Here is a 22793-nt window from a genome sequence, read left to right as displayed (position 1 = left end):
ACCGCTTTCGCGAGCAAGCCCGCTCCCACATGGGTTCTGCAGTGATGCTCGCTACCGAGCCGTTGCCGCGGCCGCAGACACACCAAACCGCGCCCGGTAATCACTCGGCGCAAGCCCGGTAATCTTCTTGAACGTTGCCCGAAACGCACTCGGGTCCTGGTAACCCACGGTCCAGGCAATGTGATCAATGGTGCCGTTGGTGAATTCGAGCATTTCCCGCGCCTTGCCAACTCGCAGGTGCTGGCAGTACTCGGTGGGTTTCAACCCGGTCGCCGCACGGAATCGCCGCAGGAAAGTGCGCTCTTCCAGCCCCGCCCGCTCGGCCATTGCCGCCAGCGAGACATCGGTTGCCCCGGTGCTTTGCAGCCAATGTTGGACCTTGAGAATCGCCGCATCGCCATGGCTGAGAATCGGTGAAAAATTACTGCCGCACTCGCTCGCGCTGTCGCTGTGTTCCACCACCAGAAACCGCGCCGTGCCGGTGGCAATGCTCGGCCCGAGCAAGCGGTTCACCAACCGTAATCCCAACTCTGACCAGGCCATCAAGCCGGCGGTGGTGATCAGGTCACCGTCGTCGACAATCGGCGTGTCGGCCTTGAGCTTGATCGCCGGGTAACGCTCGGCGAAAGCCTTGGCCGAGGTCCAGTGGGTGGTGGCGCTACGGCCGTCGAGCAAGCCGCTTTCAGCCAACAGAATAGAACCCACGCAGACCCCGCCAAGGGTCGCACCGTTGGCATGTTGCTGACGAAGCCAGCGAATCAGCCCTTGGGGCGCCTGCCCCTCGGAAAAACCTCCGATCGAGGGCGGGATCAATATGGCAACCAATGCGCCGGCCGGGCCGGGATCAGTGTCATAGACCCGCTCGGGCACTTGATCACCCTCGACCTGCCAATGACTGACCCGCAGCAACGGTAGCTGCGCCGACTGATGCTCGGCGGCGATCCGGTTGGCCACGCCGAACAGGTCCGTCAACCCATGCACCGCCGCCATCTGCGCACCGGGATAGATCAGCACTCCCAGTTCGGCGACTGCCCTTTCCATGCCCATTGTCAGTTTTCCCCCTTCTATTGTCGGTGCGGCCAATCCTCGAATGAACGGCCAGCGCCAATACTTGATTCCACACCCAATACACACTTAGAGGAAACACCCATGGCCAAGCAAGCACTCATCGTAGTCGATATCCAGAACGACTACTTCCCCCAGGGCAAGTGGCCGCTGGTAGGCGCCGACGCCGCAGCAGACAACGCCGCACGGATGATTCAGGCGTTTCGCGAGGCCGGTGATCCGGTGGTGCATATCCGCCACGAATTCACCTCCGACGCCGCGCCGTTCTTCACTCCGGGCTCCGACGGCGCGAAGCTGCACCCCAAAGTCCTCAACCGCGCCGACGAGCCGGTGGTACTCAAGCACTTCGTCAACTCGTTCCGCGAGACCGAACTGGAGGCCATCCTCGACCAGAAAGGCATCGAACACCTGGTAATCGTCGGCAGCATGAGCCACATGTGCATCGACGGCATCACCCGCGCCGCGGCCGACCTGGGCTATACCGTCACAGTGATCCACGACGCCTGTGCCACCCGCGACCTGGAATTCAATGGCATCACCGTCCCGGCCGCACACGTGCACGCTGCCTTCATGTCGGCCTTGGGTTTTGCCTATGCAAGCGTAGTGTCCACTAACGATTTTCTGGCTGATTAAGATGAGGAACCTGTGGGAGCGGGCTTGCCCGCGATGAGGTCATCACATCCAACATCTTTGTTGACTGCTACATCGCTATCGCGGGCAAGCCCGCTCCCACAGGATTACTCGCTAGACACAACAGTCGAAAAAATCTCACGCGTGAGCTATTGAGGGCCACGAAAATTGCCTGTAGTGTTTCTCACGCGTGAGATTTTCACTACGGAGTCACCAGTATGAAAAGCAGCTCTCCATCAGATCCGCCTACCGGGTCTGTTACCGATTCAGCGAGCCAAAAGGGAGAGCGCTCAAAACCGTCCGCGAAAAAACCATCCAGCTTCTATATGAAGCAGATGCGCGCGGGCCTGGGTGCCGCCGGTTATGTGAAACACGAGACTTGGGTGCTTCCCGAAAACCGAAGCCTGCTCAAGCAGATGGAGAAACAGCTACGCCAACCGATTCTGGCTGGCTCATTCATGTCGGAGAATTACATGAGCGCAGGTAATAACTGGAACATCGATCGCCTCTACAGCGCCCTTCAGGCCCTCGACGAAGTGGTTTCGAACGACATCACCCTTTCCCTCATTCAAGGCTCCGAGTCCAGCATCAAGCTGGAAATGAACGAGTTCGGTGGCTTGCCGATTTACATCGCGGTGGTTGGCGATCAGATCATCGTCGATACCGTTCTGGTCGATATCGAGTCCATCAACGACGTACCGGCATTCAATGATGCTGTTCTGCGCAGCCGGGAAATGTTCCCGCTATCCTCGATCGGTATTGAGTCCATGCCCAACGGGCAGATCGTTTACAACATGTTCGGCGCACTCAGCTCCGACTCCAGCCTGACCAACGTCGTGACCGAGGTCAAAACCCTCGTCGACAACGTCCAGCGCGCCAGCGAAGCCTTTGAACGTTTCTTCATCTAATTTTTCGGGAACAGGAAATATCCAATGACTCAGTCCATCTGGAGCAAATTGTTCACCGCGCTGCGTGGCGGTGCCAACGAAGTCGGCGAATCGATCGTCGACCAACAGGCCCTGCGCATCCTCGACCAGGAAATTCGCGATGCTGACAGCGCGCTGGCCAATGCCAAGCGTGAGCTGGTCACCATCATGGCCAAGCACAAACTGTCGGCTGATCGCGTCAGCGAGTACAACGCCAAGATCAAGGATCTGGAATCCAAGGCCCTGGCCGCGATCCAGGCCAACCGCGAAGACCTGGCACTGGAAGTGGCCGAAGCCATTTCGACCCTGACCAACGAACTGGACGTTGAACAAAAGCAGGCCACCGAATTCGGCGGTTACGCTGAGAACATGCGTAAAGACATCACCAAGGCCGAAAGCCGCATCAAAAGCCTGCGTCAGCAAGTGGACATGGCCAAGGCGCGTGAAAGCGTACAGAAAGCCCAGGTCAGTGCTTCGATCGCCAGTGGCGGCGCCAACGGCAAGCTGGAAACCGCCGTCGGTACGCTGAACCGCCTGCAAGCCAAGCAGCAGCAACGCGCCGCGGAACTGGAAGCCCAGGACCAACTGGCCGATGCGTCGACCGGCACCGATCTGGAGCGCAAGCTGCGCGACGCCGGCATCACGCCGAACGAAGGCAGCGCCAATGCGATTCTGGAACGCCTGAAGAAAAAATCGGCTGAGTAACCGGCCCTGATGCCTGGCGCATAACCTGTGGGAGCGGGCTTGCTCGCGAAGAGGGAGTATCAGGCGACATCAATATTGCCTGACACACCGCCTTCGCGAGCAAGCCCGCTCCCACATGGATTCGTTGCCATATTTTTTGCCGAATCGAGGTCACGGATGGATGCCCTGAAGGGTTTCAAGACAATCGCGGGCGTGGCCCTCTTCATGGTCGCGCTGCAACTGCTCAATGTGGCGACCGGCTACAGCCTTATTGCCTTCGGCCTGGTCCCGAGAACATGGCAGGGACTGGTCGGCATCATCACCTCGCCTTTCTTGCACGGGTCCTTTGCGCACCTGAGCGCCAACCTGATTGCCTTTTTGATCCTCGGTACTTTGGTCATTGTCGAAGGGCTCAGCCGGTTCATGGCCGTCAGCACTATCATTATTCTGCTGGGCGGTTCGCTGGTCTGGCTGTTCGGTTTTGCAGGCGTTCACATCGGTGCCAGCGGATGGGTATTCGGGCTGTGGGCGTACCTCCTGTCGCGCGCCTGGTTCCAGAGGAGCTGGAGCAACCTGATAACAGCCAGTGTCGTGGTCCTGCTCTATGGTGGCCTGATTTTTGGCTTCCTTCCTCGCCAGGGCATGTCTTTCGAAGGGCATATCTTTGGTGCGATCTCCGGATTTATTGCAGCCAAGGTACTGTTATCTACGCCGCGCAGCAGGTTTAATGCCGCCGGGTAACCGCATTTGAGCACTCAGATGCCAGAGCGATAACTCGCCAGGAACGAGCCCCCCACGGAGTCAGGGATTTGTAATGTCGATTCTCCTTTTGCTGCGCACGTACGCCTCGTCCTTCTTCCATCGGTTCGGCTGGGCAGGCCTGACCATTGCGCTGGGTATACACATGAGCACGGCCTATATCGGCCTGGTGCTTCTGGGCGAACAACACCTCACCGCCCCCGCCACGTTTACCTATTTCTATCTCACCACCACGCTCACCGTCGGCTATGGCGATCTAGCGCCACAGACAGCCGCGGGACGAATTTTCGTGGCTACCTGGGTCATGCTCGGGGGCATTGCGCTGCTGACGGCAGCCATCGGCAAAACCACCAGCAGTGTCATCGATGTATGGAGAAAAGGCATGAAAGGCAAAGGCGATTTCACCGGCAAGGTCGGCCATACCGTACTCATCGGCTGGGAAGGCGCGTCCAGCGAGCGGGTCATTGAATTATTGCTGCAGGACGAAACCTCCAATGACAACCTGATCGTCATTTGCGATTGCGACCTCGAAGAAAATCCCATGCCGGGCAAAGCGGACTTTATCAAAGGCGAAAGCCTGTCCTCTGCCGCGCTGTTGCTGCGGGCCGGCGTTCCCGGTGCCGAACGCGTGCTGGTGCGAACCCATTCAGACGACCTGACCCTGGCCACCGTGCTGGCAGTCAATCAACTGAGCCCTGTCGGCCATGTGGTCGCCCACTTCAATGAAAGCGAAATCGCCGCCCTTGCCAGCGCCTACGCGCCCAGCCTGGAATGCACCTCGAGCATGGCCATCGAGATGTTGGTACGCGCCTCCCAGGATCCGGGCTCATCCGCGGTCATCAATGAATTGCTGTGCGTGGGTCAAGGCGCCACGCAGTACCTGATGAAACTGCCCGAGACCTTTGAAGCCACGTTCGGCGATCTGTATGCACAGCTGAAAGAACAGCACAACGCGACCCTTATCGGCTACCGCGCCAAAGACGCCCGACAGCCGTGGATCAATCCGCCCGGCACCACTCGCGTTGAGGGCGGCGAACTCTTCTACATCGCCTCCTCTCGCCTCAAGGAAATCACCAATGGGATGGTTTAAACAGTTGATGGGGCTTGAGGCCCCGAAAGCGAATACTGAATCGAAATGGGCAGCCAACGAAACCCTGCCCGCCATCGGCCCGCTGGGCCTGGCATTGGGCAAAGAGGTGATGTTCGACACCACCCTGAAGTTGTTGCTCGACGGTAACACCACCGTGGTCATCCCTGGCTCCCAACAGATCTGGAGCGCTGGCACGGTTGATCTCGGGCAGTCGACCTGGCTGTCACGCTATTACATGAATGACGAAGACTTCTGGCTGCAAGTGCACACCACTGGCGACATCGCCGGCCAGGTCGAGTCGGTGATCCTGTTCAATTACCTCAGTTACGTCACCATCAACAGTGAAGCAGAGCTGCGTCGACTGGCCGGCCCTCAGAGCCTGATCGGACTGCCGACCTACAACCACAACGGTGTCGAATACACCCGAGAATGGGGCACCGAAAGCGGCCAGACAGAACTGGTCGCACTGAGCGAACACCTGAAAAACCCGGATGAGTCCTACACCATCGAGCACCGTTCGATGCTGTATGCCCGCGAAACCGGCCTGACCGATCGCCGGGAATTCCTGCTGTTTTCCGTCGAAGAAGACGCCGAAGGCACCATCAGCTTGAGCACTTCGCTGGGCATTTCGCTGTACACCACTGACCTGAACACTTTTTAAATAAGGAAGAAGTCCATGCTTGAAGCGCTCTCCATCTCCCTGAACAAAGCCGCCGTGCTCGGGTTTGTTTTGTACATCCTCGGTGCCGCCGTATTGTTCGCGCTGTTCCAGTTCATCTACACCCGAATCACCCCGCACAAAGAGTTCGAACTGATCCGTTCTGGCAACGTTGCGGCCTCGATCGCACTGGGTGGCGCCATCATCGGTTTCGCCATTCCGGCCAGCAATGTGATTGCCTATTCGATCAGCATTCTGGACTTCGTCGTCTGGGCAGTGATCGCCGCTTTCGTACAACTGCTGGCTTTTCTGGTGACCAGCCTGGTGCTTAAAGGCGCCTCTGAACGAATTAAGAAAGGCGAAATCGCTGCGGGTATCTATGTCGCAGCAGTGGCCATCAGCGTCGGCATGTTGAACGCCGCCTGCATGACCCCTTCCCAGAACTGATTGCGCCACGGAGATCCCGATGAAACGAAGCAAGTACGTTCAGCTCTCGCTGGCCGCGTCGGTCGCCATGGCCATATCAGGCTGCGGGCAAGCGGAAAAAACCTACCCGGTGCAGAAGAAATACAACTTCCAGTCCGTTCAGCAGTGCGCCGATGAAAAGCTCCCGGTGGACGTCTGCTCTGACGCCTACATGAGCGCCATGGCCGAGCACCGCCGCATCGCGCCGGTCTACGACAACCAGGCCGATTGCGATGCCGACTTTGTCGCCGACTGGTGCCAACAGGATTCCGCCGGCAAGTTCATCCCCAAGCTGGGTGGTTTCGAACTGACTGCCGATGGCGAGGTAACACAATCCCAAGTGGACGCAGCCAAAGCTCAATTACCCGCATCGGAAGCGAACAGTGGAGGCTCCGGGTTCTCCGGCACCAGCCTGCTGACCGGCCTGCTGATCGGCAACATGCTGAGCAGCAACCGCAACAGCTACTTCTCCGAGCCGGTCTACCGCTACCGCGATGATCGCGGCAACTACGGCTCCTCGACGCTCAACCAGCGGATTTCCAAAGGCTCAACCTTTACCAAGTCCAATCAGGCGAGGTATGGCAGCAGCAGCTACGCCGACTCGATCCGTTCCGGCAGCAAGCCGATGTCCGTTGCCTCATCCACCTCCCGTGGCGGCTTCGGCAGCAAAGCCAGCGCCCGCAGCGGCTGGGGCGGTTCGAGTAGTGCTGGCCGATCGAGCAGTTAAGGAACGAGCACCATGAAGAAGATCCTCTGCGCAGAGCGTCATGACTGGAAACAGACCGCCGAAAGTCTTGGCTTTCTGTTCCATACCATCGACGACGAACCCTATTGGGACGAGAGCGCGTATTACCAATTCACGCTCAAACAGATCGAGAACGATCTCGAAGACCCGACCACCGAGATTCATGAGATGTGCATGGACCTGGTGGCCCGCGTGGTTCAGAGCGAGGAGTTGCTGGAGCGCCTGAGCATTCCCGCGCCATTCTTCGACATGGTTCGCAATTCATGGCTCGAAGGCCACCCGCACCTGTATGGGCGCATGGACTTCTCCTACAACGGCAGCGGGCCCGCCAAGCTGCTGGAACTCAACTACGACACGCCGACCAGCCTGTATGAGGCCGCGGCGTTTCAATGGGGCTGGCTGGAGCAATGCATCGAACGCGGCTTGCTGCCCAAGCATGCCGACCAGTTCAACAGCATCGACACCAAGCTGCATCAGGCCTTTGCCCAACTGCAGCTCAAACAGCCCTTCTATTTCGCCTCGATGAAAGACTCGGTCGAAGACAAAGGCACCACCGACTATTTGCGCCTGATCGCGGAAAAGGTCGGCATCGAATCGCGACACATCGATATCGAAGACATCGGCCTCACCGCTGAAGGACGTTTCGTCGATTTAGAAGATCGCTGGATTCCTCACCTGTTCAAGCTGCATGCCTGGGAGTTCATCTTCCACGAACCCTTCGGCGCAGCGATTGCCCAGAGCGACACCCAGTTTTTCGAACCGCCCTGGAAATCCATCATCTCCAACAAGGGCATCCTGCCACTGCTGTGGGAGTTCAACAAAGGTCACCCGAACCTGCTCGCGGCACACCTGGATACCGACCCAGGCAAAGCGGTGCCCAAAGGCTGGGTGCGCAAGCCGTTCTTCTCCCGGGAAGGCGCCAACATTGAGCTGCAAACCGCTGACGGTCTGATCGTGAAAGAGGACGGACCCTACACCGACGCGCCATTTATCCTTCAGGAGTTCGCTCCGCTGCCGAAGTTTGGCGACAGCTTTACGCTGGTGGGTTCCTGGGTCATTGGCGATCAGGCAGCCGGTATTGGTGTGCGGGAAGACAACAGTTTGATCACCAAGGATTCGAGCCGTTTCTTGCCGCACCTGATACTCGACTGACCCATCCATCGCCGGTGTGGACATAAGTACGATGTCCGCAAGACTTACGGCTGAAATACCGGATAATGGCGGCCATTCGTTTAGCCGTTATTCTGGTAATCCCCCATGGAAATCAAGGTCAACTTTCTCGACAACCTTCGACTTGAAGCCAAGTTCGATGACTTCACGGTGGTGGCCGATCAACCTATCCGCTACAAGGGCGATGGCTCTGCACCGGGTCCGTTCGACTACTTTCTGGCTTCATCGGCTTTGTGTGCGGCTTATTTCGTGAAGTTGTACTGCGACACTCGCAGTATTCCCACGGATAACATCCGCCTGTCGCAGAACAACATTGTTGATCCGGAAAACCGCTACAACCAGATTTTCAAGATCCAGGTCGAGTTGCCGGCGGACATCTCCGACAAGGATCGCCAGGGCATCCTGCGTTCCATCGACCGTTGCACCGTGAAAAAAGTGGTGCAAGCCGGGCCTGAGTTTGTGATCGAAGAGGTGGAAAACCTCGACGCCGATGCCCAAGCGTTGCTGATGCCTGCGTCCCGTTCAGAGGCGAGCACTTACATCGCGGGCAAGGATCTGCCGCTGGAGCAAACCATCGCCAATATGTCGGCCATTCTGGCGGACCTGGGCATGAAGATTGAAATCGCCTCGTGGCGCAATATCGTGCCCAATGTGTGGTCGCTGCATATCCGCGATGCGCACTCGCCGCTGTGCTTTACCAATGGCAAGGGTGCGACCAAAGAAGGCGCGTTGGCCTCGGCGCTGGGCGAGTTTATCGAGCGACTCAACTGCAACTTCTTCTACAACGACCAGTTCTGGGGCGAAGACATCGCTAACGCAGCGTTTGTGCACTACCCGGACGAACGCTGGTTCAAGCCTGGCCGAAAAGATGAGCTGCCGGCCGAAATTCTCGACGAGTACTGCCTGAAGATTTACAACCGCGACGGCGAGCTGCGTGGCTCCCATCTGATCGATACCAACTCGGGCAATGAAGAGCGCGGCATCTGCTCGCTGCCGTACGTGCGCCAGTCGGACGGCGAGGTGGTGTATTTCCCATCCAACCTGATTGAAAACCTGTTCCTGAGCAACGGCATGAGTGCCGGTAACACGCTGGCCGAAGCCCAGGTGCAGTGCCTGTCGGAGATCTTCGAGCGCGCAGTAAAACGCGAAATCATCGAAGGTGAATTTGCCTTGCCGGATGTGCCGGCCGATGTACTGGCGAAGTACCCCGGGATACTGGCCGGTATTCAGGCGCTGGAAGCGCAAGGATTCCCCGTGCTGGTGAAGGATGCATCCCTGGGCGGTGAATTCCCGGTGATGTGCGTCACCTTGATGAACCCGCGTACCGGCGGTGTGTTCGCCTCGTTCGGCGCGCATCCGAGCCTGGAAGTGGCGCTGGAACGCAGCCTGACGGAATTGCTGCAGGGCCGCAGCTTCGAAGGCCTCAACGACTTGCCGCAGCCCACGTTTGAAGGGCATGCGGTGACCGAGCCGAATAACTTCGTCGAGCACTTTATCGACTCCAGCGGCGTGGTGTCGTGGCGCTTCTTCAGTGCCAAGTCGGATTACGAATTCGTGGAGTGGGACTTCTCCGGCCAGGGTGAAAACTCGAACGCGGAGGAAGCCGCGACCTTGTTCGGCATTCTCGAAGGCATGGGCAAGGAAGTGTACATGGCGGTCTACGAGCATATCGGTGCGAAGGCATGCCGCATCCTGGTGCCGAACTATTCGGAAATCTATCCCGCAGACGATCTGATCTGGGATAACACCAACAAAGCGCTGTTCTTCCGCACCGACATCCTGAACCTGCATCGCCTGGACGATGAAGAACTGCAAGCGCTGGTTGAGCGTCTGGTGGAAAGTGAGCTGGACGACTACACCGATATCACCTCCTTGATCGGCATCGAATTTGACGACAATACGGCTTGGGGTCAGCTGACGATCCTGGAGTTGAAACTGCTGATTTATCTCGCCTTGCAGCAATTTGAAGAGGCGAAAGAGGCGGTGGAGATGTTCCTGCAGTACAACGACAACACGGTTGAGCGTGGCTTGTTCTACCAGGCCGTCAATGTGGTGCTGGAGATGAAGCTGGACGAAGACCTGGAACTGGAAGACTACGAGGCCAATTTCCGCCGGATGTTTGGCAACGAGCGGACGGATGCAGCGATCGGCTCGGTAGACGGCAGCGTGCGCTTCCATGGCTTGACGCCGACCAGCATGAAACTGGAGGGGCTCGACAGGCATCTGCGGTTGATTGATAGCTACAAGAAGCTGCACTCGGCACGGGCCAATGTGACTGCTGTATTCAGTTAACAACGCCCACAAAAAAGCGAAGCCAGATCACTGGCTTCGCTTTTTTATTACTTACTGGATAGCTGCTTTTTAGAACGGGATATCGTCATCAAAGCTGTCGAAATCCGGAGCCGGCTGCGGTGCGGCCTGCGGTGGAGCCGGACGCGACTGTTGCGGTGCCGACTGCTGCGGACGCGGAGCCTGTTGGCGTGGAGCCGGGGCGGACTGCTGGTAGTTATTGCCCCCACCTTGTTGGTCGCCCTGCTGTGGACGGCCGCCCAGCAGTTGCATGGTGCCTTGCATGTCGACCACGATTTCAGTGGTGTAACGCTTGATACCGTCTTTTTCCCACTCGCGGGTCTGCAGCTTGCCTTCGATGTACACCTGCGAACCTTTACGCAGGTATTCGCCGGCGATTTCGGCAACCTTGCCGAACATCGAAACACGGTGCCATTCGGTCTTCTCGACCTTCTGACCGGTTTGCTTGTCGGTCCACTGTTCGCTGGTCGCCAGACTCAGGTTGGTCACGGCGTTACCGTTAGGCAAGTAGCGAACTTCGGGATCCTGGCCGCAAGTGCCGACCAGTATGACTTTGTTAACCCCACGGGCCATAACGTTCTCCTAGGCTACGCACGCCGCCCCGGCCGGGTTGTTCACCAGGCGCTCAAGGGTGGTGCGATCCAATAGTTCTGTGTCCAATTTGATGTAAATCGCCGCTTCATCTTCGACGATCACTGCATCTGTTACCCCTACGACGGCCTTCAGGCGCTCGACCAGACCCGCTTCGCGGATCGCCTCGGGCGACAACGGCAAGCGCAGGCTCGTGACGTAAGGTGGTTCGCGCATGGTAACAGCAAAGGCCAGCCAGAGGGCAGCCAGGCCGGCGCATCCGAGGAATACAACCGACAAACCGCCGTGCTGGAACATCCAGCCGCCGAGGATCCCGCCCAGTGCCGAACCGAGGAACTGACTGGTGGAATATACCCCCATCGCTGTGCCCTTGCCGCCTGCCGGTGAAACCTTGCTGATCAACGATGGCAAGGAGGCTTCCAGCAGATTGAACGCGGTGAAGAACACCACCGTACCAATCACCAGAGCCCGCAAGCTGTCGCCGAACTGCCAGAAGAATAGCTCAGTGAACATCAGCGTCACGACGGCACCGAGCAAAACTCGTTTCATTTTGCGTCGCTTCTCGCCGTAGATAATGAACGGGATCATGGCGAAGAAGGAAATCAGCAACGCGGTCAGGTACACCCACCAATGCTGCTCTTTGGGCAGTCCGGCTTTTTCGACCAGGGCCAGGGGCAATGCAACGAAGCTCGACATCAACATCGCGTGCAACACAAAAATACCCAGGTCCAGGCGCAGCAGGTCCGGATGCTTGAGTGTCGGTATCAGCGCCTGGCGCGCAACACCGGATTCACGGTGCTGCAACGGCCCGGTTGCACGCGGCACCATGAACATCACGATGACGATGCCGACCAGCGCCATGCCACCGGTGGCGAAGAACAACCCGGACAGACCGAAGACACGGGTCAGCAACGGTCCTACAACCATGGCGACAGCGAACGACAGACCAATCGTCATGCCGATCATGGCCATGGCTTTGGTCCTATGCTGTTCTCGGGTCAGATCTGACAGCAACGCCATCACCGCCGCAGAAATCGCCCCGGCACCTTGTAAGATACGCCCGGCGATAACGCCCCAGATCGAATCGGCATTGGCCGCCAGCACGCTGCCCAGGGCGAAGATGATCAGCCCCAGATAAATCACCGGACGTCGACCGATGCGGTCGGAAATGAAGCCAAAAGGAATCTGAAAGATCGCCTGGGTCAGGCCGTAAGCGCCAATCGCCAACCCGATGAGGGCCGGGGTCGCTCCCGCCAGGTCCATCCCATAGGTCGCCAGAACCGGCAACACCATGAACATGCCAAGCATACGGAAGGCGAACACCAGGGCCAGACCGCTTGCTGCGCGGGTCTCACTGCCACTCATGCGTTCGCTGTGGGGATCGTGCATGGAAAAACCTCATGTGAACCGGCGGCGATTCTACCAGTCCCATCGATTGACGGGGTATATCGCGACGCTATGACGCGCACAGATGACGCAGTCTTCATGCAAGGCTGCGCACCCCGCATTTGATAGTGTGCATCCATCCAGTATTTGGCCGTATACTCCTACGTTTTCGACGCCCGCCGAGCGAGGCCACTTTGGACAAGATCCTGATTCGTGGGGCCCGAACCCACAACCTGAAGAACATCGACCTGACCCTGCCACGGGACAAACTGATCGTCATCACCGGCCTGTCCGGATCCGGCAAGTCGTCGTTGGCCTTCGACACGCTGTACGCCGAAGGCCAACGCCGTTACGTCGAATCGCTGTCGGCCTACGCCCGGCAATTCCTGTCGATGATGGAAAAACCTGACGTCGATACCATTGAAGGTCTGTCGCCAGCGATCTCCATCGAACAGAAGTCGACCTCGCACAACCCGCGCTCGACGGTTGGCACCATTACCGAAATCTACGACTACCTGCGCCTGCTCTATGCTCGCGTTGGTATTCCGCGCTGCCCGGATCACGACATTCCGCTGGAAGCCCAGACCGTCAGCCAGATGGTCGACCTGGTGCTGGCACAACCGGAGGGCAGCAAACTGATGCTGCTGGCCCCGGTGATCCGCGAGCGCAAAGGCGAACATCTTTCGGTCTTCGAAGAACTGCGCGCCCAGGGTTTTGTGCGGGCCCGGGTCAACGGCAGGCTTTGTGAGCTGGACGAGTTGCCGAAGCTGGATAAACAGAAGAAGCACTCGATCGATGTTGTGGTCGATCGCTTCAAGGTCCGGGCCGATTTGCAACAACGCCTGGCCGAATCGTTCGAGACCGCGCTGAAACTGGCGGACGGTATCGCTCTTGTGGCGCCAATGGATGACGAACCCGGCGAAGAAATCATCTTCTCCGCGCGCTTTGCCTGCCCGATCTGCGGCCACGCCATCAGCGAGCTGGAACCCAAGCTGTTTTCCTTCAACAACCCGGCCGGCGCCTGCCCGACCTGCGATGGTCTGGGGGTTAAACAGTTCTTCGACACCAAACGACTGGTGAACGGTGAACTGACCCTGGCCGAAGGTGCGATCCGCGGCTGGGACCGGCGCAACGTCTATTACTTCCAGATGCTCGGCTCGCTGGCCTCGCACTACAAGTTCAGCCTTGAAGTGCCGTTCAACGACCTGCCGGCCGATCAGCAGAAGTTCATCCTGCATGGCAGTGGCTCGCAGAACGTCGACTTCAAATACCTGAACGACCGTGGCGACATCGTCAAACGTTCGCACCCGTTCGAAGGCATCGTGCCAAACCTGGAACGCCGCTACCGCGAAACCGAATCGGCTTCGGTCCGTGAAGAACTGGCCAAGTTCCTCAGCACCCAGCCCTGCCCGGATTGCCGCGGCACTCGTCTGCGTCGCGAGGCGCGGCACGTGTGGGTTGGCGAGAAGACCTTGCCGGCGGTAACCAATCTGCCGATCGGCGACGCCTGCGAATATTTCGGCGTACTGAAACTGACCGGTCGCCGTGGCGAGATCGCCGACAAGATTCTCAAGGAAATCCGCGAGCGTTTGCAGTTCCTGGTCAACGTTGGCCTGGACTATCTGTCACTGGATCGTAGTGCCGACACGCTGTCCGGCGGCGAAGCCCAGCGGATCCGTCTGGCCAGTCAGATTGGCGCCGGTTTGGTGGGGGTTCTGTACATTCTCGATGAGCCATCGATCGGTCTGCATCAACGGGACAACGACCGGTTGCTGGGCACCCTCAAGCACCTGCGGGACATCGGTAACACGGTGATCGTGGTCGAGCACGACGAAGACGCGATTCGTCTGGCCGACTATGTGGTGGATATCGGCCCGGGCGCGGGTGTACACGGTGGGCATATCGTTGCCGAAGGTACGCCGGCCGAGGTCATGGCTCACCCTGATTCGCTGACCGGCAAGTACTTGTCGGGGCGAGTGAAGATCGCCGTGCCAGCCAAACGCACGCCGCGTAACAAGAAGTTGTCGCTAGCCCTCAAGGGCGCTCGCGGAAACAATTTGCGCAATGTCGATCTGGAGATTCCGATCGGCCTGTTGACCTGCGTGACGGGTGTTTCCGGTTCAGGCAAGTCGACGCTGATCAACAACACACTGTTTCCTTTGAGCGCTACCGCACTCAATGGGGCAACGACGCTGGAAGCGGCTGCTCACGACAGCATTAAAGGCCTGGAACATCTGGACAAGGTTGTGGACATCGACCAGAGCCCGATCGGTCGCACACCGCGCTCCAACCCCGCGACCTATACCGGGCTGTTCACGCCGATTCGCGAGTTGTTCGCCGGTGTGCCGGAATCCCGCTCCCGCGGTTATGGGCCGGGGCGGTTCTCCTTCAACGTGAAGGGTGGTCGTTGCGAAGCCTGTCAGGGCGATGGCCTGATCAAGGTGGAAATGCACTTCCTGCCGGACATCTATGTCCCGTGCGACGTCTGCAAGAGCAAGCGTTACAACCGCGAGACGCTGGAGATCAAGTACAAGGGTAAGAGCATCCACGAAACCCTCGAGATGACTATCGAGGAAGCCCGAGTATTCTTCGACGCCGTTCCAGCTTTGGCGCGCAAGCTTCAGACGCTGATGGACGTAGGCCTTTCCTACATCAAGCTGGGGCAATCGGCGACGACGCTGTCCGGCGGTGAAGCCCAGCGGGTGAAACTGTCTCGTGAGCTGTCCAAGCGTGATACCGGCAAGACCCTGTACATCCTCGATGAACCGACTACCGGCCTGCACTTTGCGGATATCCAGCAACTGCTCGACGTACTGCATCGTCTGCGCGACCACGGTAATACCGTGGTGGTGATCGAGCACAACCTGGACGTGATCAAGACCGCCGACTGGTTGGTGGACCTGGGACCGGAAGGTGGTTCCAAGGGTGGGCAGATCATTGCCGTCGGTACGCCTGAAGAAGTGTCCGAGATGAAGCAGTCGCATACCGGCTTCTATCTCAAGCCACTGCTGGAGCGTGATCGGGCCTGAATCCGGCTCCAAAAAAAGCCCCTGTCACTTGCTCAGTGACAGGGGCTTTTTGTATCGGTGCAATCAGGCGTGGGATTGCAGGTAGTTCTCGAGACCGATCAACTTGATCAGACCCATCTGCTTTTCAAGCCAGTAGGTGTGGTCTTCTTCGGTGTCATGCAACTGAACCCGCAGCATCTCGCGGCTGACATAGTCCTTGTGCTGCTCGCAGAGTTCAATGCCCTTGCAGAGCGCGGCGCGGACTTTGTATTCCAGGCGCAGGTCAGCGGCGAGCATGTCCGGCACAGTGGTGCCAACATCAAGGTCGTCCGGACGCATGCGAGGCGTGCCTTCGAGCATCAGAATACGACGCATCAGGGCATCAGCGTGCCCGGCTTCTTCTTCCATCTCGTGGTTGATACGTTCGTAGAGCTTGGTGAAACCCCAGTCCTCATACATCCGCGAATGGACGAAATATTGATCACGGGCTGCCAGTTCGCCTGTCAGCAACGTGTTGAGGTAATCGATTACGTCTGGGTGACCTTGCATCGCCCTACATCTCCCTGCTTGAAAGTCTGTAGTTTGAACCAACCTGACTGGAAGGTCACTCGCCCGACGCTATAAAAGCGAAGATATTCTTAGAAAAGCAGCTTAAATAACGCAAAAACCGCCCAAATGAGGGCGGTTCTGCTTATCGTTTAGACTTAGTTAAGCTGTACGTTGAGCGCTTTTGCGATTGCTTCTCCATACGCCGGGTCGGCCTTGAAGAAATGCTGCAATTGGCGATCAACCACATCGCTGGAAACCCCTGCCATTGCGCCGGCAATGTTGTTGATCAGCAGAGTTTTCTGCTCATCGCTCATCAGGCGGAACAGCGCACCGGCGTGGCTGTAGTAGTCGGTGTCTTCGCGATGATCGTAACGATCAGCCGCGCCGCTCAAGGCCAAAGCAGGTTCCGCGTAGCGCGGTGCCTGTTTCGGTGATTCTACGTAACTGTTCGGTTCGTAGTTAGGGGCTGCGCCGCCATTGGCGCCAAACGCCATGGAGCCGTCGCGCTGGTAAGTGTTGACCGGGCTGCGAGGCGCATTCACCGGCAGTTGCTGGTGATTGGTCCCCACACGATAGCGGTGAGCATCAGCGTAAGCGAACACACGACCTTGCAGCATGCGATCAGGCGACAGACCGACGCCCGGGACCATATTGCTCGGACCGAACGCCGCCTGCTCGACTTCAGCGAAGTAGTTCAGCGGATTGCGGTTGAGTTCAAGCTCACCCACCTCGATCAATGGGAACTCTTTCTGCGACCAGGTCTTGGTCACGTCGAACGGGTTCTCGTAGTGAGCCGCAGCCTGAGCCTCGGTCATGATCTGGATATTGACACTCCATTTCGGGAAATCACCGCGCTCAATGGCGCCGAACAGATCACGTTGCGCGTAATCCGGATCAGTACCCGCCAGGCGTGCTGCTTCTGCCGGAGCGAGGTTCTTGATCCCTTGCCTGGTTTTGTAGTGCCACTTCACCCAGTGACGTTCGCCATTGGCGTTGATCAGGCTGTAGGTGTGGCTGCCGAAGCCATGCATGTGGCGATAGCCGTCAGGGATACCGCGGTCCGAGAACAGGATAGTGACTTGGTGCAACGCCTCTGGTGAATGCGACCAGAAATCCCACATCGCCTGCGCGCTTTTCAGGTTGCTTTGCGGCAGGCGCTTTTGGGTGTGGATAAAGTCGGGGAATTTCAGCGGATCGCGAATGAAGAACACCGGCGTGTTGTTACCGACGATGTCCCAGTTGCCTTCTTCTGTGTAGAACTTCAGGGCAAAACCGCGTGGGTCACGCTCAGTGTCAGCCGAACCGCGTTCGCCGCCCACAGTGGAGAATCGCAGGAAGGTCGGGGTTTGTTTGCCGACGGACTCAAACAGCTTGGCACTGGTGTACTCGGTAATGTCGCGAGTCACGGTGAACGTACCGTAAGCACCCGAACCTTTGGCGTGTACACGACGCTCAGGAATGTTTTCACGGTTGAAATGCGCAAGCTTCTCGATCAGGTGGAAATCGTCGAGCAGCAAAGGGCCACGAGGGCCGGCGGAGCGGGAATTCTGGTTGTCGGCGACAGGAGCGCCACTGGCGGTCGTAAGCGTTTTGTTTTGGCTCATGCGATCTCATCCTCTGTCAGTTTTGGAACTGCCGGCTAATCGGCGTGGGAGGGAGTATTGACCATCAATCATGGCACCTACAAATTCATTAATTTGTAGACATCAATAGAAAAATACTACCAACAATCCCGCTCATATACTGAAGGCATGAACCGCAAGGAAGCTTGTACGAACAGCGCGTTTTCTGACACGCACAAAAAACCGGGCACTAGGCCCGGTTCTTTGTTTCAGACTGACGTCTTACTCAGCGGATACAGCTTCACCGCCGACAGGACGATCAACCAACTCGACGTACGCCATAGGCGCGTTGTCGCCAGTGCGGAAGCCGCACTTGAGGATGCGCAGGTAGCCACCCTCACGGGTAGCGTAACGCTTGCCCAGCTCGTTGAAGAGCTTACCAACGATAGCTTTCGAACGAGTACGGTCGAAAGCCAGACGGCGGTTAGCCAGGCTGTCTGTCTTGGCCAAAGTGATCAGCGGCTCAGCAACGCGGCGCAGTTCTTTGGCTTTTGGCAGTGTAGTTTTGATCAGCTCGTGCTCGAACAGCGACACCGCCATGTTTTGAAACATGGCCTTGCGGTGCGAGCTGGTGCGGCTCAGGTGACGACCACTTTTACGATGACGCATGGTTCATTCCTTACCAAACACAACGTTCGGTGATTACGACGATCAGGCAGTCGCCTTGTCGTCCTTCTTAAGACTTGCAGGCGGCCAGTTGTCGAGGCGCATGCCGAGGGACAGACCGCGGGAGGCCAGAACGTCCTTGATTTCAGTCAAGGATTTCTTGCCAAGGTTCGGAGTCTTCAACAGCTCTACTTCGGTACGCTGAATCAGGTCACCGATGTAGTAGATGTTTTCCGCCTTAAGGCAGTTAGCCGAACGTACAGTCAGTTCCAGATCGTCAACCGGGCGAAGCAGGATCGGATCGATCTCGTCTTCCTGCTCGACAACCACTGGCTCACTGTCACCTTTGAGATCGACGAACGCAGCCAACTGCTGTTGCAGAATGGTTGCAGCACGGCGGATAGCCTCTTCAGGATCCAGGGTACCGTTGGTTTCCAGATCAATAACCAGCTTGTCCAGGTTAGTACGCTGTTCGACACGGGCGTTTTCCACCACGTAAGCGATACGGCGAACCGGGCTGAACGAAGAGTCAAGCTGCAAGCGACCGATGCTGCGGCTTTCGTCTTCATCGCTCTGACGCGAGTCTGCCGGTTCATAACCACGACCACGAGCTACGGTGAGCTTCATGTTCAGGGCGCCGTTAGACGCCAGGTTAGCGATTACGTGATCGGGGTTAACGATCTCGACATCATGATCCAGCTGAATATCGGCAGCGGTAACCACCCCCGAACCCTTCTTCGACAAGGTCAGCGTAACTTCGTCTCGACCGTGCAGCTTGATAGCCAGACCTTTAAGGTTCAACAGGATTTCAATTACGTCTTCCTGTACACCTTCGATGGCGCTGTACTCATGGAGCACACCGTCAATCTCGGCCTCGACTACTGCACAGCCGGGCATTGAGGACAACAGGATGCGGCGCAGCGCGTTGCCCAGGGTGTGGCCAAAACCACGCTCGAGAGGCTCGAGAGTGATCTTGGCGCGGGTTGGACTGACAACCTGCACATCAATATGGCGGGGTGTCAGGAACTCATTTACCGAAATCTGCATGGATGCACCTATTTTCTAGCCCTTACTTGGAGTAGAGCTCGACAATCAGGCTTTCGTTGATGTCGGCGGACAGATCACTGCGAGCAGGAACGTTCTTGAAAACGCCCGACTTCTTCTCAGTGTCTACTTCTACCCATTCTACGCGGCCACGTTGGGCACACAGATCGAGAGCTTGGACAATGCGAAGTTGGTTCTTTGCTTTCTCGCGAACTGCGACCACGTCACCAGCACGAACCTGGTAAGACGGAACGTTTACGGTCTGACCGTTAACGCTGATCGACTTGTGCGATACCAGCTGACGGGATTCGGCACGAGTAGAGCCAAAACCCATACGGTATACAACGTTGTCCAGACGGCATTCGAGCAGCTGCAACAGGTTTTCGCCAGTTGCGCCTTTCTTGCCAGCAGCTTCTTTGTAGTAGCCGCTGAATTGACGCTCGAGAACGCCGTAGATACGACGGACCTTCTGCTTTTCACGCAGTTGGGTGCCGTAATCGGACTGGCGACCGCGGCGTTGGCCGTGGATACCAGGTGCTGCTTCGATGTTGCACTTCGATTCGATCGCGCGCACGCCGCTCTTCAGAAAGAGATCGGTGCCTTCGCGACGAGCGAGTTTGCATTTTGGACCAATGTAACGAGCCATTCTTTACAATCTCCTGGATTACACGCGGCGCTTCTTCGGCGGACGGCACCCGTTGTGCGGGATTGGCGTCACGTCGGTGATGCTGGCGATCTTGTAGCCACAGCCGTTCAAAGCGCGGACTGCGGATTCACGACCTGGGCCTGGACCTTTGACGTTAACGTCGAGGTTTTTCAGGCCGTATTCCAGCGCAGCTTGACCAGCACGTTCAGCAGCTACTTGAGCAGCGAACGGGGTGGACTTGCGGGAACCGCGGAAACCCGAACCACCGGAGGTAGCCCAGGAAAGAGCGTTGCCTTGACGGTCGGTGATGGTCACGATTGTGTTGTTAAAAGAAGCATGGATGTGGGCGATGCCATCAACCACTGTCTTTTTAACTTTTTTACGAGGACGAGCAGCAGGTTTAGCCATGATTAATTTCCTGTCGATTCGCTGGGGCGATTACTTGCGGATCGGCTTACGCGGACCTTTACGGGTACGCGCGTTAGTCTTCGTACGCTGACCGCGCACTGGAAGACCACGACGATGACGCAGACCGCGATAGCAACCGAGGTCCATCAAACGCTTGATTTTCATGTTGATTTCGCGACGCAGGTCACCTTCAGTGGTGAACTTCGCCACTTCGCCACGCAGCTGTTCAATCTGCTCGTCGCTCAGATCTTTGATCTTTGCGGCTGGGTTTACCCCAGTCACTGCACAAATTTTCTGTGCAGTAGTGCGACCAACACCATAGATGTAGGTCAGCGAGATAACAGTATGCTTGTTATCTGGAATGTTAACGCCTGCAATACGGGCCATTCAGTGGGACTCCAATTGACAGCTACCTACGCCCCGGAAGCCAAGAAATAGGGCGCGAGATAATATCGCTGTAATAACAAATAATCAACCCGGCAGCGCACTAGCTGCCGGGCTTGAAGCACAATCACACTCAGCCTTGGCGCTGTTTGTGACGCGGTTCCGCGCTGCAAATTACTCGAACAACACCTTCGCGGCGAATAATCTTGCAGTTACGGCACAGCTTTTTCACCGATGCACGAACTTTCATCACCAACTCCTCGAACCTTATGGGTACTCAGCGCAACATGCCGCTGCCGTAACCCTTCAGGTTGGCTTTCTTCATCAGGGATTCGTACTGGTGCGAAACGAGGTGCGATTGTACTTGGGACATGAAGTCCATCACAACCACGACGACGATCAGCAACGAGGTCCCGCCAAGGTAGAACGGAACGTTTGCCGCAACCACCAGGAACTGGGGCAACAGACACACGGCCGTCATATATAGAGCACCGAACAGGGTCAAACGAGTCAGAACGCCATCAATGTAGCGCGCAGACTGCTCACCTGGACGGATGCCCGGAATAAAGGCACCGGACTTCTTCAGGTTTTCCGCTACGTCTTTCGGATTGAACATCAACGCCGTATAGAAGAAGCAGAAGAAAATAATCCCTGCACTAAACAGCAGAATATTCAACGGCTGACCAGGAGCGATCGACTGCGAGATGTCCTGCAGCCAGCCCATACCTTCAGACTGACCAAACCAGGTACCCAACGAAGCCGGGAACAGCAAAATGCTGCTCGCGAAAATGGCCGGAATAACACCGGCCATGTTCACCTTCAACGGCAAGTGGCTAGTCTGCGCAGCAAAGACCTTGCGGCCTTGCTGGCGCTTGGCGTAATGAACAGCAATACGACGCTGACCACGCTCAATGAACACCACGAAACCGATAATCGCTACTGCCAGCAAACCGATGGCAACCAGGGCAAAAATGTTGATATCACCCTGACGCGCAGACTCGAAAGACTGCCCGATCGCTCTCGGAAGACCGGCGACGATACCTGCGAAAATCAACATCGAGATACCGTTGCCAACACCACGCTCAGTAATCTGCTCACCCAGCCACATCATGAACATCGCACCAGCCACAAACGTGGATACCGCGACGAAATGGAAGCCAAAGTCACCAGTGAACGAAACGCCCTGCCCCGCCAGGCCAATGGACATGCCAATTGCCTGAACGAGAGCGAGAACGACAGTGCCGTAGCGGGTGTACTGGGCGATCTTGCGACGCCCAGCTTCACCTTCCTTCTTCAACTGCTCCAGCTGCGGGCTGACTGCGGTCATCAGCTGCATGATGATCGATGCCGAAATGTACGGCATGATCCCCAGTGCAAAGATGCTCATCCGCTCCAGCGCGCCGCCGGAAAACATGTTGAACAAGCTAAGAATGGTCCCCTCATTCTGTCGAAACAGGTCCGCGAGTCGGTCCGGGTTGATACCTGGAACCGGGATGTGTGCGCCTATTCGGTAGACGATAATCGCCAAGAATAGAAAACGCAGACGAGCCCAGAGTTCAGACATACCGCCTTTGCCGAGCGCAGAGAGAGCACCTTGCTTAGCCATTTATTCCTCGAACTTGCCGCCAGCTGCTTCGATAGCCGCACGCGCACCTTTGGTGGCGCCGATTCCCTTTCCGATGGTGACAGCGCGAGTAACTTCGCCGGACAGCATGATTTTCACACGCTGAACGTTGACGTTGATCACGTTGGCATCTTTCAGGGACTGCACGGTGACGATATCGCCTTCCACTTTAGCCAGCTCGGACAAACGCACTTCTGCGCGGTCCATGGCTTTCAGGGAAACGAAACCGAACTTCGGCAGGCGACGATGCAGCGGCTGTTGACCGCCTTCAAAGCCTGGAGCAATGGTGCCACCGGAGCGGGAGGACTGACCTTTGTGGCCACGGCCACCGGTCTTGCCCAAACCACTACCGATACCACGGCCCGGACGATGCTTTTCGCGACGGGAACCCGGCGCTGGACTCAGATCATTGAGTTTCATCGA

General features: G+C 57.3%; 24 protein-coding genes. 11 read left to right on the top strand and 13 right to left on the bottom strand.

What is annotated here, in order from left to right:
• Positions 1-51 precede the first annotated feature (51 nt).
• The gene (locus IB250_RS19535; RefSeq protein WP_192345278.1) at positions 52-1047 is read right to left on the bottom strand and encodes a GlxA family transcriptional regulator; all 996 of its coding nucleotides are present in this window, start codon (positions 1045-1047) and stop codon (positions 52-54) included.
• A 102-nt stretch (positions 1048-1149) separates the two neighbouring features.
• Here IB250_RS19535 and IB250_RS19530 point away from each other — a divergent pair, with 102 nt between their 5' ends.
• The 10 genes from IB250_RS19530 (at position 1150) to IB250_RS19485 (ending at position 10484) form a co-directional block, all read left to right on the top strand.
• On the top strand, positions 1150-1698 hold the full coding sequence (locus tag IB250_RS19530) for a cysteine hydrolase family protein (protein WP_192345277.1): 549 nt from the start codon (positions 1150-1152) through the stop codon (positions 1696-1698).
• A 215-nt stretch (positions 1699-1913) separates the two neighbouring features.
• Complete coding sequence (locus IB250_RS19525) at positions 1914-2603, top strand: YjfI family protein (RefSeq protein WP_412548347.1); 690 nt, start codon at positions 1914-1916, stop codon at positions 2601-2603.
• Between the two features lie 24 nt (positions 2604-2627).
• Positions 2628-3326: a PspA/IM30 family protein gene (locus IB250_RS19520; protein WP_192345275.1), complete on the top strand. Its 699-nt coding sequence runs from the start codon at positions 2628-2630 to the stop codon at positions 3324-3326.
• A 156-nt stretch (positions 3327-3482) separates the two neighbouring features.
• Positions 3483-4046, top strand: coding sequence for a rhomboid family intramembrane serine protease (locus IB250_RS19515; RefSeq protein ID WP_192345274.1), 564 nt, complete (start codon positions 3483-3485; stop codon positions 4044-4046).
• Positions 4047-4119: 73 nt separating this feature from the next.
• On the top strand, positions 4120-5154 hold the full coding sequence (locus IB250_RS19510; RefSeq protein ID WP_192345273.1) for an ion channel: 1035 nt from the start codon (positions 4120-4122) through the stop codon (positions 5152-5154).
• Positions 5141-5815, top strand: coding sequence for a DUF2491 family protein (locus IB250_RS19505; RefSeq protein WP_192345272.1), 675 nt, complete (start codon positions 5141-5143; stop codon positions 5813-5815). The genes IB250_RS19510 and IB250_RS19505 overlap by 14 nt, the downstream gene beginning before the upstream one ends.
• Positions 5816-5830: 15 nt before the next feature.
• Positions 5831-6259, top strand: coding sequence for a DUF350 domain-containing protein (locus tag IB250_RS19500; RefSeq protein ID WP_192345271.1), 429 nt, complete (start codon positions 5831-5833; stop codon positions 6257-6259).
• Between the two features lie 19 nt (positions 6260-6278).
• The gene (locus tag IB250_RS19495) at positions 6279-7004 is read left to right on the top strand and encodes a DUF1190 domain-containing protein (protein ID WP_007896804.1); all 726 of its coding nucleotides are present in this window, start codon (positions 6279-6281) and stop codon (positions 7002-7004) included.
• 12 nt (positions 7005-7016) lie between these two features.
• On the top strand, positions 7017-8174 hold the full coding sequence (locus tag IB250_RS19490) for a glutathionylspermidine synthase family protein (protein WP_192345270.1): 1158 nt from the start codon (positions 7017-7019) through the stop codon (positions 8172-8174).
• Positions 8175-8279: 105 nt separating this feature from the next.
• Positions 8280-10484, top strand: coding sequence for an OsmC domain/YcaO domain-containing protein (locus IB250_RS19485; RefSeq protein WP_192345269.1), 2205 nt, complete (start codon positions 8280-8282; stop codon positions 10482-10484).
• Positions 10485-10553: 69 nt separating this feature from the next.
• Here IB250_RS19485 and IB250_RS19480 read toward each other — a convergent pair whose 3' ends face one another.
• A complete protein-coding gene (locus tag IB250_RS19480) occupies positions 10554-11075 on the bottom strand; it encodes a single-stranded DNA-binding protein (protein WP_007933689.1) in 522 nt (173 codons plus the stop codon).
• Positions 11076-11084: 9 nt separating this feature from the next.
• Positions 11085-12482 carry an MFS transporter gene (locus tag IB250_RS19475; protein ID WP_038981318.1) on the bottom strand — a complete coding sequence of 466 codons (1398 nt, stop codon included), beginning with the start codon at positions 12480-12482 and terminating at the stop codon, positions 11085-11087.
• 191 nt (positions 12483-12673) lie between these two features.
• On the opposite strand from IB250_RS19475, the gene uvrA reads away from it, so the two are divergent.
• On the top strand, positions 12674-15508 hold the full coding sequence (gene uvrA / locus IB250_RS19470) for an excinuclease ABC subunit UvrA (protein WP_008008903.1): 2835 nt from the start codon (positions 12674-12676) through the stop codon (positions 15506-15508).
• A gap of 63 nt (positions 15509-15571) precedes the next feature.
• Here the strand turns inward: uvrA and bfr are convergent, their stop codons facing one another.
• The 10 genes from bfr to rplO all read right to left on the bottom strand — a co-directional run bounded on the left by bfr (position 15572) and on the right by rplO (position 22790).
• Positions 15572-16036: a bacterioferritin gene (gene bfr / locus IB250_RS19465; protein WP_007896795.1), complete on the bottom strand. Its 465-nt coding sequence runs from the start codon at positions 16034-16036 to the stop codon at positions 15572-15574.
• Positions 16037-16191: 155 nt separating this feature from the next.
• The gene (locus tag IB250_RS19460) at positions 16192-17640 is read right to left on the bottom strand and encodes a catalase (RefSeq protein WP_192345268.1); all 1449 of its coding nucleotides are present in this window, start codon (positions 17638-17640) and stop codon (positions 16192-16194) included.
• 240 nt (positions 17641-17880) lie between these two features.
• Positions 17881-18267, bottom strand: coding sequence for a 50S ribosomal protein L17 (rplQ, locus tag IB250_RS19455; RefSeq protein WP_192345267.1), 387 nt, complete (start codon positions 18265-18267; stop codon positions 17881-17883).
• Positions 18268-18309: 42 nt separating this feature from the next.
• On the bottom strand, positions 18310-19311 hold the full coding sequence (locus IB250_RS19450; protein WP_003186012.1) for a DNA-directed RNA polymerase subunit alpha: 1002 nt from the start codon (positions 19309-19311) through the stop codon (positions 18310-18312).
• A gap of 22 nt (positions 19312-19333) precedes the next feature.
• On the bottom strand, positions 19334-19954 hold the full coding sequence (gene rpsD / locus IB250_RS19445; RefSeq protein WP_003176404.1) for a 30S ribosomal protein S4: 621 nt from the start codon (positions 19952-19954) through the stop codon (positions 19334-19336).
• Between the two features lie 18 nt (positions 19955-19972).
• Positions 19973-20362 carry a 30S ribosomal protein S11 gene (gene rpsK, locus IB250_RS19440; protein WP_002555466.1) on the bottom strand — a complete coding sequence of 130 codons (390 nt, stop codon included), beginning with the start codon at positions 20360-20362 and terminating at the stop codon, positions 19973-19975.
• Positions 20363-20392: 30 nt separating this feature from the next.
• Entirely contained in the window at positions 20393-20749 is a 357-nt protein-coding gene (gene rpsM, locus IB250_RS19435) for a 30S ribosomal protein S13 (protein WP_003186020.1), read from the bottom strand.
• 130 nt (positions 20750-20879) lie between these two features.
• Positions 20880-20996, bottom strand: coding sequence for a 50S ribosomal protein L36 (rpmJ, locus tag IB250_RS19430; RefSeq protein WP_002555468.1), 117 nt, complete (start codon positions 20994-20996; stop codon positions 20880-20882).
• Between the two features lie 27 nt (positions 20997-21023).
• The gene (secY, locus tag IB250_RS19425; RefSeq protein ID WP_008073883.1) at positions 21024-22352 is read right to left on the bottom strand and encodes a preprotein translocase subunit SecY; all 1329 of its coding nucleotides are present in this window, start codon (positions 22350-22352) and stop codon (positions 21024-21026) included.
• On the bottom strand, positions 22353-22790 hold the full coding sequence (gene rplO / locus IB250_RS19420) for a 50S ribosomal protein L15 (RefSeq protein ID WP_007896782.1): 438 nt from the start codon (positions 22788-22790) through the stop codon (positions 22353-22355).
• Positions 22791-22793 lie beyond the last annotated feature (3 nt).

The organism is Pseudomonas sp. PDM09, from assembly GCF_014852305.1.
Lineage (GTDB): Bacteria > Pseudomonadota > Gammaproteobacteria > Pseudomonadales > Pseudomonadaceae > Aquipseudomonas.
The sequence above is the reverse complement of the archived record's forward strand: the minus strand, read 5'-3'. Positions and strand labels throughout refer to the sequence as shown.